The sequence below is a fragment of the Streptomyces phaeolivaceus genome, from assembly GCF_009184865.1.
Taxonomy (GTDB): domain Bacteria; phylum Actinomycetota; class Actinomycetes; order Streptomycetales; family Streptomycetaceae; genus Streptomyces; species Streptomyces phaeolivaceus.
In genome coordinates this window covers 5,759,643-5,774,590 of record NZ_CP045096.1, presented here as the reverse complement: position 1 = coordinate 5,774,590, position 14,948 = coordinate 5,759,643, and the positions used below count along the sequence as shown (strand labels likewise).

General features: G+C 67.7%; 11 protein-coding genes and 1 tRNA gene. 7 read left to right on the top strand and 5 right to left on the bottom strand.

Annotation, left to right across the window (positions count from 1 at the left end; translation table 11 throughout):
• Positions 1-40 precede the first annotated feature (40 nt).
• Together F9278_RS27140 and F9278_RS27135 are read right to left on the bottom strand one after the other, a co-directional pair.
• Complete coding sequence (locus tag F9278_RS27140; RefSeq protein WP_152170640.1) at positions 41-508, bottom strand: RidA family protein; 468 nt, start codon at positions 506-508, stop codon at positions 41-43.
• On the bottom strand, positions 505-663 hold the full coding sequence (locus F9278_RS27135) for a DUF4177 domain-containing protein (RefSeq protein WP_005476015.1): 159 nt from the start codon (positions 661-663) through the stop codon (positions 505-507). Before F9278_RS27135 ends, F9278_RS27140 begins: the two co-directional genes overlap by 4 nt.
• Before the next feature lie 107 nt (positions 664-770).
• Between F9278_RS27135 and F9278_RS27130 the strand changes: the two genes are divergently transcribed.
• Entirely contained in the window at positions 771-1,748 is a 978-nt protein-coding gene (locus F9278_RS27130) for an ArsA family ATPase (protein WP_152170639.1), read from the top strand.
• Positions 1,745-3,130, top strand: coding sequence for an ArsA family ATPase (locus F9278_RS27125; protein ID WP_152170638.1), 1,386 nt, complete (start codon positions 1,745-1,747; stop codon positions 3,128-3,130). Before F9278_RS27130 ends, F9278_RS27125 begins: the two co-directional genes overlap by 4 nt.
• Positions 3,131-3,297: 167 nt before the next feature.
• Here the strand turns inward: F9278_RS27125 and wblA are convergent, their stop codons facing one another.
• Positions 3,298-3,636: a transcriptional regulator WblA gene (gene wblA, locus F9278_RS27120; protein WP_033524587.1), complete on the bottom strand. Its 339-nt coding sequence runs from the start codon at positions 3,634-3,636 to the stop codon at positions 3,298-3,300.
• Positions 3,637-4,195: 559 nt separating this feature from the next.
• Between wblA and F9278_RS27110 the strand changes: the two genes are divergently transcribed.
• Positions 4,196-6,508 (top strand): transglycosylase domain-containing protein, encoded by a 2,313-nt coding sequence (locus tag F9278_RS27110; RefSeq protein ID WP_193241654.1) that lies wholly within the window; start codon positions 4,196-4,198, stop codon positions 6,506-6,508.
• Between the two features lie 153 nt (positions 6,509-6,661).
• Here the strand turns inward: F9278_RS27110 and F9278_RS27105 are convergent, their stop codons facing one another.
• The gene (locus F9278_RS27105; RefSeq protein WP_152170637.1) at positions 6,662-7,129 is read right to left on the bottom strand and encodes a GatB/YqeY domain-containing protein; all 468 of its coding nucleotides are present in this window, start codon (positions 7,127-7,129) and stop codon (positions 6,662-6,664) included.
• 187 nt (positions 7,130-7,316) lie between these two features.
• Here F9278_RS27105 and F9278_RS27100 point away from each other — a divergent pair, with 187 nt between their 5' ends.
• The 4 genes from F9278_RS27100 (at position 7,317) to F9278_RS27085 (ending at position 13,309) form a co-directional block, all read left to right on the top strand.
• Positions 7,317-8,255 (top strand): metallophosphoesterase, encoded by a 939-nt coding sequence (locus F9278_RS27100; RefSeq protein WP_152170636.1) that lies wholly within the window; start codon positions 7,317-7,319, stop codon positions 8,253-8,255.
• A gap of 284 nt (positions 8,256-8,539) precedes the next feature.
• A complete protein-coding gene (locus tag F9278_RS27095; RefSeq protein WP_152170635.1) occupies positions 8,540-9,373 on the top strand; it encodes a Pr6Pr family membrane protein in 834 nt (277 codons plus the stop codon).
• A gap of 29 nt (positions 9,374-9,402) precedes the next feature.
• Positions 9,403-9,476, top strand: a tRNA-Pro gene (locus tag F9278_RS27090).
• A 512-nt stretch (positions 9,477-9,988) separates the two neighbouring features.
• Positions 9,989-13,309 carry a type ISP restriction/modification enzyme gene (locus tag F9278_RS27085; RefSeq protein WP_152170634.1) on the top strand — a complete coding sequence of 1,107 codons (3,321 nt, stop codon included), beginning with the start codon at positions 9,989-9,991 and terminating at the stop codon, positions 13,307-13,309.
• A gap of 84 nt (positions 13,310-13,393) precedes the next feature.
• Here the strand turns inward: F9278_RS27085 and F9278_RS27080 are convergent, their stop codons facing one another.
• The gene (locus F9278_RS27080; protein ID WP_152170633.1) at positions 13,394-14,536 is read right to left on the bottom strand and encodes a hypothetical protein; all 1,143 of its coding nucleotides are present in this window, start codon (positions 14,534-14,536) and stop codon (positions 13,394-13,396) included.
• Between the last annotated feature and the right edge of the window lie 412 nt (positions 14,537-14,948).

Here is a 14,948-nt window from a genome sequence, read left to right as displayed (position 1 = left end):
CGGGCGGATGTTCGAGTGAGCCTCCGCGATCTTGGCGGGCCTACGCGGTGGTCAGCTCCACCTGGAGCTCCACCTCTACGGGCGCGTCCAGCGGCAGGACCGCCACGCCGACCGCGCTGCGCGCGTGGACGCCCTTGTCGCCGAAGACGGCGCCCAGGAGTTCGCTCGCGCCGTTCAGCACGGCGGGCTGGCCCGTGAAGTCGGAGGCGGAGGCGACGAAGCCGACGACCTTCACCACGCGCGCGACGCGGTCCAGGTCGCCCGCCACGGACTTGACGGCCGCGAGGGCGTTCAGCGCGCAGGTGCGGGCGAGTTCCCTGGCCTCCTCGGGGGTGACCTCGGCGCCCACCTTGCCGGTGACGGGCAGCTTGCCGTCCACCATGGGCAGCTGCCCGGCGGTGTACACGTACACACCGCTCTGGACGGCGGGCTGGTACGCGGCGAGCGGCGGGACCACCTCGGGCAGCCTCAGTCCGAGTTCCGCGAGCTTCGCCTCGACGGCGCTCACGGCTTGGGCCGCTTCAGGTAGGCCACCAGCTGCTCGGGGTTGTTCGGCCCGGGAACGACCTGGACGAGCTCCCAGCCGTCCTCGCCCCAGGTGTCCAGAATCTGCTTCGTGGCGTGGACGAGCAGCGGCACGGTTGAGTATTCCCACTTGGTCATGCGGCCGACTTTATCCGCTGCCCGGCCGCCGCCGTCCGGCACGGTTCCGCACAAGTTGTCCACAGCCTCCCGCGTATGCCGCGCGCGGACTGGTTAGGCTCGAATACGTGAGCAGGCTCCAGGTCGTCAGCGGCAAGGGCGGGACCGGAAAGACCACGGTCGCCGCCGCACTCGCGCTCGCCCTCGCGACCGAGGGGAAGCGCACCCTCCTGGTCGAGGTCGAGGGCAGACAAGGCATCGCACAGCTCTTCGAGGCGGAGGCACTGCCGTACGAGGAGCGGAAGATCGCGGTGGCTCCCGGGGGCGGGGAGGTGTACGCGCTGGCCATCGACCCCGAACTGGCCCTGTTGGACTACCTCCAGATGTTCTACAAGCTCGGCAGCGCGGGCCGGGCCCTGAAGAAGCTCGGCGCCATCGACTTCGCGACCACCATCGCGCCGGGTCTGCGGGACGTGCTGCTGACCGGCAAGGCCTGCGAGGCGGTGCGCCGCAAGGAGAAGAGCGGGCGGTTCACGTACGACTACGTGGTGATGGACGCGCCGCCCACCGGGCGCATCACCCGCTTCCTGAACGTCAACGACGAGGTGGCGGGCCTCGCCAAGATCGGCCCGATACACAATCAGGCCCAGGCCGTCATGCGGGTCCTGAAGTCCCCGGAGACGGCCGTGCATCTGGTGACGCTGCTGGAGGAGATGCCCGTCCAGGAGACAGCGGACGGCATCGCCGAGCTGCGGGCCGCGAAGCTGCCGGTGGGACGGATCATCGTCAACATGGTGCGGCCCGAGCTGCTGGACGCCGACGAGCTGGAGTTCGCGCGCGCGGTGCCGCGTACGGCCGTCGCCAAGTCCCTGTCCGCGGCGGGTCTGGGCGGCGCGCGGCGCGGCGGCACCGCCGAGCGCCTGGTGGATCCGCTCCTCGCGCAGGCCGAGGAGTACGCCGAGCGGTACACGCTGGAGCACGAACAGCGGGGCGTGCTGGGCGAGCAGGGCCTGCCGTTGCACGAACTGCCGCTGCTCGCCGAGGGAATGGACCTGGCGGGCCTGTACGAACTGGCCAAGGAACTGCGTCAGCAAGGGATCTCATGACTCCGGACCCGGCCGCCACGCACGATTCGGCCTCCTCCCCCGACGGACACCGCGCGATGAGCGCGCCCGGACTGCTCGCGGTGGATCCGCTGCTCGACGACCCGGGCACGCGCATCGTGGTGTGCTGCGGTGCCGGCGGTGTGGGCAAGACGACCACGGCGGCGGCGCTCGGGGTGCGGGCCGCCGAGCGCGGTCGCAAGGTGGTCGTGCTCACCATCGACCCGGCCCGGCGGCTCGCCCAGTCCATGGGCATCGACTCGCTGGACAACACCCCGCGCCGGGTGAAGGGCATCGACGGGGACGGCGAACTGCACGCCATGATGCTCGACATGAAGCGCACGTTCGACGAGATCGTCGAGGCGCACGCGGACCCCGAACGGGCCTCCGCGATCCTGGGCAACCCCTTCTACCAGTCGCTCTCGGCGGGCTTCGCGGGCACGCAGGAGTACATGGCGATGGAGAAGCTGGGCCAGCTGCGGGCCCGGGACGAGTGGGACCTGATCATCGTCGACACCCCGCCGTCCCGCTCGGCGCTGGACTTCCTGGACGCCCCGAAGCGGCTCGGTTCGTTCCTCGACGGCAAGCTGATCCGGGTGCTGCTGGCTCCGGCGAAGGTCGGCGGGCGGGCCGGTATGAAGTTCCTGAACGTCGGCATGTCGATGATGACGGGCGCCCTGGGGAAGCTGCTCGGCGGTCAACTGCTGAAGGACGTGCAGACGTTCGTGGCCGCCATGGACTCCATGTTCGGCGGCTTCCGTACGCGCGCGGACGCCACGTACAAGCTGCTCCAGGCGCCCGGTACGGCCTTCCTGGTGGTGGCCGCGCCGGAGCGGGACGCGCTGCGTGAGGCGGCGTACTTCGTGGAGCGGCTGGCGGCCGAGGACATGCCGCTGGCCGGGCTGGTGCTGAACCGCGTCCATGGCAGCGGCGCGGCCCAGCTGTCCGCCGAGCGCGCGCTCGCCGCCGCGGAAAATCTTGACGAGCCCCGCATTGTGGATCAGGGGGACGGGAAAGCAGTTCGTAACTCTCCCGACACGTACGGCAGTTCAGACAGCCAAGGCAGTCCAGACAGTCAAGGAAGTCCAGGCAGTCCAGACGGCCCAGAATCTCCCGCAACGACCGGTACCCAGGACGGCTCCCCTGCCCCGGACCGGACGGTGGAACAGCTGACGGCAGGCCTGCTCCGGCTGCACGCCGAGCGGATGCGGCTGCTCTCCCGCGAGCAGCGCACGCGTGACCGCTTCACCGCGCTGCATCCCGAGGTGGCCGTGGCCGAAGTGGCCGCGCTGCCCGGCGATGTCCACGACCTGGCGGGTCTGCGGGACATCGGGGAACGACTCGCGGCCATAAGGCCGGAACTGCCCACCTCCGACAACGACTGACGGACGACTGAAACGACTGGCATACGACTGAACCGGCAGACGACTGGCATACGACCGACCACCGCTACCGATCCACGCCTCGGGGCACCCGAGAGCCGGCACACCTGCCCGACGCGCCGACACCTCAAGGGCGCCCTCGACCGACGTGACCCGGAAGGGGCCTCGCCTCAGCTCACCGCCGCGTAGTTCTCGTACATCTCGTCATCGTCGAGCGGCAGAATGCCCGCGCCACGCTCGTACTCCGTGCGCGCGGTCTCCAGCAGCCTGCGCCACGACGTGACGGTCGGTCGCCTGCGCAGCAGTGCGCGGCGCTCGCGCTCCGTCATTCCTCCCCACACGCCGAACTCGACGCGGTTGTCCAACGCGTCCGCCAGGCACTCCGTGCGTACCGGGCATCCGGTGCACACCGCCTTGGCCCTGTTCTGCGCTGCTCCTTGAACGAACAGTTCATCCGGATCGGTAGTGCGGCAGGCAGCCTGCGCACTCCAGTCGGTTACCCAGCCCATACCGGCGCCGTCCTCTCCCGAATCGAGGCTCCCCCACGGCGGCAGCGGCATATTCACCGCCGCCAGTTGAGGACGTTACGGAAGGTGGGCACAGCGCAACACCCCCTTCGGGCCCAATCTTGAATGGCCCGAACGGACTATGCGTAAGCGGCAGATCACCCGCGGGAGTGACCTGAGGACATACGTGACTATCCCGTCAGAACGGGACAGTTGACATGCGTCACAACGGACACCGAATGACACACAAGGCGTATTCGGGCACGGCACCGGAAAAAAATCGGAAGAACGTCAGAACGATTCGGGCTCGCTGGACGTACTTGATACAAGGGCCTACGGCTGTGACAGTTGAGAGCAGCTTAGGCCAACGCCTGTGCGCGTGTCCGGCGAATGGGAACGTAGACAACCGTTCATGTTCGTTCATGTCTCCGCGCCGTCCACCTCCTGGACCAGCCCATGGGCGAGCGAGGACACGATCACGGATGTCACGATCCGGCACCCGTACCCCTCTGGACCCACCCGCTCCTTCGGAACGGTCAGGACTACGGATTAGGCTGCCCTCATGCCAAACAAGCGCTCGGGTGGTGGTCTGTCCCCCACACAGCAGGCCGCCAAGTTCCTAGGTGTCAGCGTCCTCGCCGGTGCCGTCATGGCGGGCATCGCGCTGCCCGCGGTCGGCGCCCTGGGGCTGGCGGCCAAGGGGTCGGTCGAGGGGTTCGACGAACTCCCCGCCAACCTCAAGCAGCCACCGCTGAGCCAGCGCACCACGATCCTGGACAGCAAGGGCGACTCGATCGCCACGGTGTACAGCCGTGACCGTACGGTGGTCGATCTCAAGGAGATCTCGCCGTACATGCAGCAGGCGATCATCGCCATCGAGGACGCCCGTTTCTACCAGCACGGCGCGGTCGACCTGAAGGGCGTACTGCGCGCGGTCAACCGGAACGCGCAGGAGGGCGGCGTCGCCCAGGGCGCGTCCACGCTGACGCAGCAGCTGGTGAAGAACGTCGCGGTGGAGGAGGCCGGGGACGACCCGACCAAGGTCCAGCAGGCCACCCAGCAGACCCTCGGCCGGAAGATCCGCGAGCTGAAGTACGCGATCCAGCTCGAAGAGGAACTGGGCAAGAAGAAGATCCTCGAGAACTACCTGAACATCACGTTCTTCGGTCAGCAGGCCTACGGCGTCGAGGCCGCCTCCCAGCGCTACTTCTCCAAGTCCGCCAAGGACCTGGACGTCGAGGAGGCCGCCCTCCTCGCAGGCATCGTGCAGTCGCCCAGCCGGTACGACCCGCTGAACGACCCGCAGGAGGCCACCAAGCGGCGCAACATCGTGCTGCAGCGCATGGCCGAGGTCGGTGACATCTCGCAGGCGGAGGCCGACAAGGCCAAGGACAAGCCCCTCGGCCTGGACATCAGCAAGCCGAAGAACGGCTGCATCACGGCCGTCAAGAACGCGGGCTTCTTCTGCGACTACGTCCGCGAGGTCTTCCTGAACGACCCGATCTTCGGCAAGACCAAGGAGGACCGGGCCAAGATCTGGAACCAGGGCGGTCTGACGATCCGGACGACGATGGACCCGAAGGCCCAGAAGTCGGTCCAGGCCTCCATCAAGGACCACGTCAACCAGAAGGACGAGGTCGCCACCGCCGCCACCATCGTGGAGCCCGGCACCGGCAAGATCCTCGCCATGGGCCAGTCGCGGCCCTACGGTCTCGACATAAAGAAGAACGAGACGACGATCAACCTGTCGGTCGACGAGTCCATGGGCGGCGGCGCGGGCTACCAGCCCGGTTCGACGTTCAAGCCGATCGTCGCCGCAGCCGCCCTGGAAGACGGCATGGCCCCGACGAAGTCGTACTCGGCGCCGTACAAGATGGAGTACCCGAGCCCGATCTCGGTCTGCGGCGGCAAGAACTGGGTGAACACCGACGGCACGACGCTCACCAACGAGAACGAGGCCGAGGTCGGCCCGTACTCGATGAAGAAGGCGACCGCGCTCTCGGTCAACACCTACTTCGTGCAGATGATCGCGGACATCGGTATCTGCCCGGTGACCGAGATGGCCGAGAAGATGGGTGTCGAGCGGGCCGACGGCGCCAAGATGGGCCAGAACCCGTCGATCGCCCTGGGCACCCAGGAGATGTCACCGCTGACCATGGCGAACGCGTACGCGACCTTCGCCTCGCGCGGGATGTACTGCACGCCGGTCGCCATCGAGTCCATCACCCAGCGGGTCGGCGAGACGTCGAAGTCGCTGGAGGTCCCGAAGTCGACCTGCTCGCGCGCCATGTCCGAGAACACCGCTGACACCATCAACGCCCTGCTCAGGGGTGTGGTCGAGGACGGTACGGGCACGGAGGCCGGCCTCGGCAGCGGCCGTCCCAGCGCCGGTAAGACCGGTACGACGGACTTCCGTTACGCGGCCTGGTTCGTGGGCTACACCCCGAACATGGCCGGTGCCGTGTGGGTCGGCGACCCGGCGCACAAGCGCCGCATGGTCAACATCACCATCGGCGGGGTGCCGTACGCCAAGGTCTTCGGCGGCAAGGTCCCCGGCCCGATCTGGCGCGACATGATGTCCGGCGCGCTGGAGGGCAAGCCCAACCCCGACTTCAACCGCGTCTACATCCCCGAGGACCGGCCGGACCGCGGCCGAGGGGACGACGACAACGACAACGGGAACGGGAACGGCAACGGGGGTGGGAACGACGACAACGGCAATGGTGACGACGGCGACAACGACGACGGCTTCATCGGCGGCGCCGACGGCGACACCACCTTCCCCACGCCGGAGTTCAGCATCCCGGAGAACTGGATCCAGGGTCAGACGAACGGCGGGAACAACGGGAACGGCAATGGGGGCGGCTTCGGGTGAGCCGACCCCGGGTGGGCTGCCCCTGGGTGGGCTGACCGAGCCGGCTCCGATGAGTCGCTGATCCGCGTGGATACGGCGGTGGGGGCGTCCCTGGAAAGGGGCGCCCCCACCGCCGTTCTGCTGTGACGCGCGTCAGTCGGTCGCGCGGTCCGGTCAGCTGCCCGTCAGCTGCCGCTTGACGAGGGCGGCGACCCGGCCTCCCTCGGCGAGGCCGGCCACCTTCGGATTGACGATCTTCATGACCTGGCCCATCGCGCGCGGGCCCTCGGCACCGGCGGCCTTGGCCTCCTCGACGGCCTGCACGACGATCTGGTTCAGCTCCTCGTCGGACAGCTGCTTGGGCAGGTACTCGGCGAGCAGTTCGCCCTCCGCCTTCTCCCGCTCGGCCGACTCCGTACGACCGCCCTGGGCGAAGGCGTCCGCGGCCTCGCGGCGCTTCTTCGCCTCCTTGGTGATCACCTTGAGCACCTCGTCGTCGGAGAGCTCGCGCTTCTCCTTGCCCGCGACCTCTTCCTTGGTGATCGCGGTGAGGGTCAGCCGGAGCGTCGAGGAGCGGAGCTCGTCGCGCTCCTTGATGGCGGCGTTGAGGTCTGCCTGCAGCTTCGACTTGAGCGTGGTCATGGGGTCGATTGTCGCAGGTGTGGTGCGGGCGGCGCGCCCTGATTTCGCTGGCGTGTGCGGATGTGGGGACAAAGGCGGAGTGGGTTGTCCACAGGGGGAGTTGGCGAGCGGTGACGTTCGGCGGTGGTGGTCGGCGGTTATCCACAGGCCGACGTTCGGATCCGGCGGGGTCTGACACGATGGACACATGCGAGCGCGATACGGAGTACCTCTGGGGATCGCGGCGGTCGGTGCCGCCGGTGTGGTGTACGCGGCGGGTTTCGAGGCCCGCTCCTTCCGACTGCGGCGGGTGACGGTACCGGTGCTGCCACCGGGCATGCGGCCACTGCGGATACTTCAGGTCTCCGACATCCACATGGTGAGCGGGCAGCGCAAGAAGCAGCGCTGGCTGCGTTCCCTGGCCGGGCTGCGCCCCGATTTCGTGCTCAACACCGGGGACAACCTCTCCGACCCCGAGGGCGTCCCCGAGGTGCTGGACGCGCTGGGCCCGCTGATGGAGTTCCCGGGCGCGTACGTCTTCGGCTCGAACGACTACTACGGCCCCAAGCTGCGCAACCCCGCCCGTTACCTCCTGGAAAAGGCCCAGGGCCGCCACGGTCTGAACGGCAACAAGCCGGTGGTCGGCGCCATCCACAACCCGTGGGAGGACCTGCGCGACGGCTTCGACGGGGCGGGCTGGCTCAACCTCACCAACACCCGCGGCACGCTGAAGGTCGAGGGCATGTCGGTCGAGCTGACCGGTCTCGACGACCCGCACATCAAGCGGGACCGCTACGCCCGGGTGGCCGGCGGCCCGTCCGACTACGCCGATCTCTCCCTGGGCGTGGTCCACGCCCCGTACCTCCGCACCCTCGACGCCTTCACCGCCGACGGCTACCCCCTGATCCTGGCCGGCCACACACACGGCGGGCAGCTCTGCATCCCCTTCTACGGCGCCCTCGTCACCAACTGCGACCTCGACACGGAGCGAGTGAAGGGCCTCTCCACGCACACGGCCGACGGCCGCACCGCGTACATGCACGTCTCGGCCGGCTGCGGCACGAACCGCTACACCCCGGTGCGGTTCGCCTGCCCGCCGGAGGCTTCGTTGCTGACGTTGGTCGGGCGGGAGGACTCGGCTGGGTGAGGCGCGGGCCGGGCGGGAGGGGGCGGCGGGGAGGTCGCCTCCACGGAGGGGGCATGCACGGACGGGGCATGCACGGAGGGGCATGCACGGAGGGCCTTCGGGGGCTGCCGGGGAAGGGGGGCGGTGGCGAGAGTGCCGCCAATGGCGCCGCCCTCACCGGCCGCACCCGGCACCCGGCACCCGGCACCCGGCACCCGGCACCCGGCACCCGGCACCCGGGAATGTTGACCCGTACGGATCGCCCCGAATAGCCCGTTTCATCGGGGCGTCCTAGCGTGAGCCGCATGACCGCACCGATACCGAGGGACATCCCCGACCTGCCCGCGATCTCGGGCATTCCCGCACCGGTGACATCCGTCGTGCCCGCGACGGCGGTGGTGGCACCGGCCCGACGCCCACTGGCGGCGGTGTGCCGCGCCCTGGTCGCGCTGGCGGCGGCCGGGGCCGTGGTGACCGAGATGGTGCTGGGCAGCCCGCTGCGCGCCTTCAGCCATTTCTCGGTCCAGAGCACGGCCCTGGTGGCGCTGGTCTTCGCCGTCTCGGCCCGCCGCGCGTGGTCGGCCAGCCGCCCCCTGCCGTCCTGGGTGACCGGCGGCACGGTTCTCTACGCCGTGATCGCGGCGCTGGTGTACCACCTGATCCTGATGCGGGACCCGGCGACGTTCTCCATGACGACGACGCCGACGGGCGCCCCGGTCGACCCCACCGGCTGGCTCGCGGTGACGAACGCGGCCTTCCACACGGCGATCCCCCTCGCGGTGGTGGCGGACTGGCTGCTGCTGACCCGCCCGTCGCCGCCACGCCTGAGCCATGCGGCGGCGTGGCTGATCTACCCGCTGGCGTACCTGGTGTTCACACTCGGCCGGGCCGCGCTGGTGACCCCCGACTGGCCGGCCCCGTACCTCTACCCGTTCCTGGACGTCGACCAGCACGGCTACAAGAGCACCCTCGGCAACGCCCTCCTCCTGGGCCTCGCCTCCTACGCCCTCGCGCTCCTCCTCATCGTCGTCGACCACCTCCGCCCCGACCTCGTACACCCCCGCCGGGGGCGCCCCAGCCGCCACGACCGACGCCCCGAAAACCGGATTTCGTCTCCGGCCAACGGTGGGCTAAAGTAAACGACGTCGCCGCGACGAGCAGCGACAATCGGGGTGTAGCGCAGCTTGGCAGCGCGCTTCGTTCGGGACGAAGAGGTCGTGGGTTCAAATCCCGCCACCCCGACAGCTGAAATACCAGGTCAGGGGCCTGATCCGCTTAGCGGGTCGGGCCCCTGAGTCGTTCCTGGAGATGGCTTGGGAGAAATCTGGGAGAAGATCTTGGTCCGGGTCTCCCAGCGAGCAGCAGCCGCACCCACCTGACCACCACATCCCTACACCCCTCTCATGTGCGCGTTCGTGAACTGGGCGCCATGCGCTCGGGAGTCGTGCTTCTGATTCGTCTCGGCAATCCGGCTGAACACCAGACGACCTCCCTGGACAACCGCCCGCCGCCTCGCGACGTCTTGACCGGGCGCATCCAACGCCTCAGTGCCAGTCCGGCATCGGCGCATATTGCGCGGATACGCGCCTCCATGCGCCCTCGCATGCACCCTCCTTGCGCCCCGCGCTCCCCTCCTACGGTCATGGAACAGCGAGGGCCGGAATGAAGTCCGACCCCGACGGGAGCAAGGTGCGGCAGATAGCCGCACCGACCTGACGTCGGCCGGATCTGCCCGCCTTGGGGGATGGGGCGGTATGAGTGCCCGACGCAGGATCCATGACAGCTTCGAACAGGCAGTCCAGGCCGCTGTGTCCGCGTTTGGAGCGGAGGTCACGCCGAAGCTGAGAGGCAGCGGGTGGCAGGAGGACCAGCTCCGGGGACCGCTGGAGAACATGATCCGGTCTGTATGCCGTGGCCTCGGTCTGGGCGTCACCCTCATCGGCGAGGTACCGCTCGTCGACATGGGAGCCCGCCCTGACTATGCGGTTGAGGTCGGCGGCGCTCTCGTCGGTTACATCGAGCTCAAGAAGCCGGGCACCCAGGCCGACCCGTCCGTCTACACAGGCCGCAACGCCGGGCAGTGGGCGAAACTACGGCTGCTCAACAACGTACTGCTCTGTGACGGCAACGAGTTTTCTGTCCACCAGCAGGGCCAACAGGTTGGAGAAGTGGCCTACCTGCGCGGCTCGGTCCTCACCTCCGGCGCCCGGCTTGCTCCCGCCGACGGGGCGCTTGCGCGGGTGTTGTACGACTTCCTGACCTGGGAGCCGCAGACGCCCCGCACCACGAGCCAGCTCATCCGAGCAGTCGCAGGACTGTGCCAACTGCTGTCGGAAGAGGTCGGTGAGGCGATCGCGCAGGAAAAGAGCCGACGCCGTCTGCCAGCCTTTACAAAGCTGGCCAAGGACTGGCGACACTTGCTGTTCCCGGAGGCGACCGACGCCGAATTCATCGAACAGTACGGTCAAGCCGTCGTGTTCGCGCTTCTGCTCGCTCGGGTGGAGGAGATCACCTTCGAGGGCGAGACCATGCACAGTATCGCCACGAAGCTGGGCAAGAAGCACTCACTTATGGGCCAGGCGCTGGATGTCCTCGCCGGAGACTCGGTCGCGGGACTCTCCACCACGCTCAACACACTGCTCCGTGTCATCGGGGCGGTCAGATGGGACGTGCTGGACGACGGAACAGGCGATGCCTACTTCCTGCTCTACGAACACTTCCTTCAGATTTACGACCCTGAGCTGCGGATACGTACAGGCTCGTACTACACACCACATGGCGTCGTCTCGGCCATGGCCCGGCTGGTCGAGGACGTCCTGAGGCGGGAGGGCTTCCATATTCCTTCCGGCTTCGCCTCCCCTGATGTGGTCCTTGTCGATCCGGCCATGGGCACCGGCACCTTCCTGCTGTCGGCACTGGAGCTCGCTGCCGAGACCATCGCTGAAGAAGAGGGACCAGGCGCGGTGGGCCCTCGCCTGCGAGAGATGGTGGGGCGTCGACTGGTCGGTTTCGAGATGCAGGTCGGCCCGTTCGCCGTCGCAGAACTGCGCATGCACGCCATGCTCAAGAAGTACGGGTCCGCGGCCCCCGCCCAGGGACTCAGGCTGTTGGTGGCCGATGCCCTGGACAGCCCGACAGCTGAGTTCAACTGGATCCCCCACACCTACCGAGCACTCGCAGAATCCCGCCGCCAGGCCAACCAGGTAAAGAGAGACGAGCGTGTCATGGTCGTCATGGGCAACCCGCCCCACGACGCCGTGAAACGGGGTGCGGGCAAGTGGGTGGAGCGAGGGGAACCCGAGGCGGACATCCCTGCCCCGCTGGGGGCCTTCCGGCAACCCGGTAACGGCAGGTACGAGTCGAAGATCGCCAACCTCTACGTCTACTTCTGGCGCTGGGCCACCTGGAAGGTCTTCGACGCACACGACGACGTACCTTTCGGCGTGGTCGCGCTGATCACTCCTAAGGCATGGCTCAAAGGGCGGGCGTTCGCCGGAATGCGGCGCTATCTGCGTGAAACCGCCGACGAGGGCTGGATCATCGACCTGTCGCCGGAGGGCCACCGAGCTGATGTCGCGACCCGCATATTCCCCGAGGTCGCGCAGGAGCTGTGCATCGCGATCTTCGTACGATGGCGGAACAGCCCCAGGCCGCGGACAGCGCAGCAGACCGCAAAAGTAAGGCACCTCAAGGTCGCCGGGCGCCGCGACGAGAAGATCGAACGTCTGGCGGCCCTCAGGCTCGACGACTCCGAATGGCGCGAGTGCGCCACGGGCAAGACGGATGCTTTCCTGCCGCCCGGCAGCGACCTGTGGGAGTCCTGCCCGCAGCTGAGAGATCTGATGCCGTGGTCGTCACGTGGCGTCACTCCGGGGCGCATGTGGGTCTATGCGCCGGACGAGGACACGCTCCATGAACGGTGGCGGCGCTTCGTCGCTGCGGACACCGAGAGGCGCGCCAAGATGCTCGGAGACTCGGGAGAGCGAACGCCCGATGACAGTGTCCCGCCCCTGCCTGGGGTGGAATCGCATGGACGGACAACGCTCGCCACCGAGCACAGGACAAACACTCAAACGGTGCGCATAGGATTCCGGTCGTTCGACCGGCAGTACGTCCTGCCGGACAGCCGATTGATGGAACGCGGCAGAGCAGACCTCTGGCGAGTCCGGAGCGACCGACAGGTCTACACCATCGAGCAGAATGCCCACCCGCTGGTCAACGGGCCGGCGCTGGTCTTCAGTGCCCTCATTCCCGACATGCACTACTTCAACAACCGCAGCGGTTGCGCCCGTCCTCTCTACCGCAACGCCGCCGGCACGCTGCCCAACGTCACGCCCGGTCTACTCCCCCTGCTCGCCAGGCGGTTCGGAGTACCGGTCGTCGCTGAAGACCTCCTGGCCTACATTGCCGCACTCGCGTCCCATCCGGAGTACACGGCCCGATTCCAGGAAGACCTCGAAGTCCCTGGCCCGCGCATACCCCTCACCGCTGACCTCTGTCTGTGGGAGCAGGCGGTTGCCATCGGCCAGCGGGTCCTGTGGCTGCACACCTACGGCGAGCGGTATGCCGACGAGACAGCCGGGAGGCCGTACGGCAGGGTATTGCTGCCACGCGACCGCCCCCGATGCGTCGCGGAGATTCCGGACGATACGGAAGCCATGCCGGAGAAGTTGGCGTACGACCCCGTGACACAGGACCTGTGGGTCGGCAGTGGACGGATCAGTCCGGTGCCTCTCGCGGTCCGGGAATACGAAGTGTCCGGGATGAACGTTCTCGACAAGTGGTTTGGCTACCGCCGAAGGAACCCCGCCGGCAAGCGACGCCTCGAACTGGACCATGAGTTCGCTCGGCGCTGGCTTCCCTCATGGACCACGGAACTGCTGGAGCTGCTGAACGTCCTCGGCCTGCTCGTGCAGGGGGGGCCGGCACAGGCCGACCTCTTCAATGAGGTGTGCGCGGGCCAACTGATCACGGTGGCAGATCTGACCACGGCGGGCGTCCTTCCCGTGCCCACAGAGGCGACCAAGGCACTGAAGGCGACATCGGACGCGGGCGACGCACTATTCGACCTGTGAGCGAAACAGCAGCTCGTTTCTACTGTCGGGCCCGTCGCTCCGGCAGAACCAGCCTGCGTAAGGAGCCTCAGGAAGCGGGACAACTCACTGCGCCGCCCCCTCTGGCTCATCAGCCGCGGACGGATGGACGTACCTTCCCTCGTTGAACGGAGTGAACCACGCCTTGAACGCCATCGGCGCGACACCAAGAGCCGCTCCGACGGCGCTCTCGTCGATGCCGTCCATGGAGTCGTCATAGAGCCACTCGTGGTCCATGTCCTCGTAGACGTTGTCGGCGAACGAGTCGAGCGCGGCCGAGACACCGTCGTCGAGCAGCCCGAAAGTCTCCAGGCTCACGTTCGTCTCGTTCAACAACAGCTTCAGCGCGAGCTCCTCGGCGACGCAGCTCAGCTGCTGGAAGCTGCCATCCGTGAAGCGGGTGGTCATGGCGATCACCGTCACAAGGAAGCGGCGGGCGAAACGGGCGTCGTACTGGAGGGCGTACCGCTCGGGAAGGTCCTCGAAGTGCCACAGGGGACCGTCGCATTCCGCAGCGGTGGTGTCCTCCTCCGTCAGAGTCTGCACGTCTTGGAACAGCTCGTCCACCAGGATGTCCGTCGCGTACACCAAGGCACCGGCAGCGAGTTTGGCGTCCTCCGGCGAGACAGCGAACTCGGTGTCGCCGTCTTCCTCCTCGTCGTCTTCGTCGTCCAGGACGCCGAATATCACGGGCGAGAAGGAACGTAGTTCATCTGCCAGTGCCAGCATCTGGCCGCGTACCGCCTCAGCTTTCGCCTCGGCGTCGTAGCCCTCGCTGTCGTCCTCGGCCGTGAGGCGCTCGGTATGCCGAGCCTTACGGTCTGCCACATCATCGGGCGGGGCATCGGGACCGTCGGCGGCGGCGAGACTCTCCTGGGCGAGCTCCGGGTGCAGTTCGACCTCACATCGCTCGATCTGCCAGTCAGCCAACAGCTCGGACCGTTCCAGCAGTTCACCCACGACCGAGCGCACGGCCTCCTCGGCGAACTCCAGAGCCGGAGCATCCACGAAAACCTTCAGAAGCGCTCCGCCCGGGTAGACGGCCACGATGCTGTCGAGGAGATCGACTTCCATGCCGTCGGGTCCCTCGATAGCCCCGACCGAGTCGAATCCGTCCTCGATGAGCGCCACGGCGCCAGTGCGCTGAAGTGGGTCCATCTCCGGAGTGCCCTCCGGGATGTGGGCGTCCACAGTCACTACGTATGTCACGCGTCCGATCCTGGCAGGGATATGCCGCACGACGGGGAGGAATCCGCTCAATCACGAGTACTACGCATTGAGCCAGGCAGTCGGCCCGGCTGATGTCGGCAACGAAGCCGACGTACAGGCCGTACTCCGGCTTCGCCTCCCGCGACGATCGAAAACACAGATCACCGCTTACACCGTCCGCTACAAACGAACGGCCCGCGCCTACCGGTGGCGCTATGACGCCGACGCCGAACACGCCCGCTACCTCGAACGCCACACTCAACACCCGTGCCGCCCCGACGCCTTCGACCGAGCCGTATGACTCTCACCCACCGTCACAGGCAACCGCCGAAGAACCTGCGACGCGCTGCGCCAGCCCCTGCGACTCAGGCGGTCCCAGAAGCTGAGCGTGTCGCCGTTGCCGTCAATGTCG

Coding starts and splice junctions, on each gene's coding strand:
- F9278_RS27135 (WP_005476015.1), bottom strand. CDS start 663: ATGACCAAGTGGGAATACTCAACCGTGCCGCTGCTCGTCCACGCCACG.
- F9278_RS27125 (WP_152170638.1), top strand. CDS start 1,745: ATGACTCCGGACCCGGCCGCCACGCACGATTCGGCCTCCTCCCCCGAC.
- wblA (WP_033524587.1), bottom strand. CDS start 3,636: ATGGGCTGGGTAACCGACTGGAGTGCGCAGGCTGCCTGCCGCACTACC.
- F9278_RS27110 (WP_193241654.1), top strand. CDS start 4,196: ATGCCAAACAAGCGCTCGGGTGGTGGTCTGTCCCCCACACAGCAGGCC.
- F9278_RS27105 (WP_152170637.1), bottom strand. CDS start 7,129: ATGACCACGCTCAAGTCGAAGCTGCAGGCAGACCTCAACGCCGCCATC.
- F9278_RS27100 (WP_152170636.1), top strand. CDS start 7,317: ATGCGAGCGCGATACGGAGTACCTCTGGGGATCGCGGCGGTCGGTGCC.
- F9278_RS27095 (WP_152170635.1), top strand. CDS start 8,540: ATGACCGCACCGATACCGAGGGACATCCCCGACCTGCCCGCGATCTCG.
- F9278_RS27085 (WP_152170634.1), top strand. CDS start 9,989: ATGAGTGCCCGACGCAGGATCCATGACAGCTTCGAACAGGCAGTCCAG.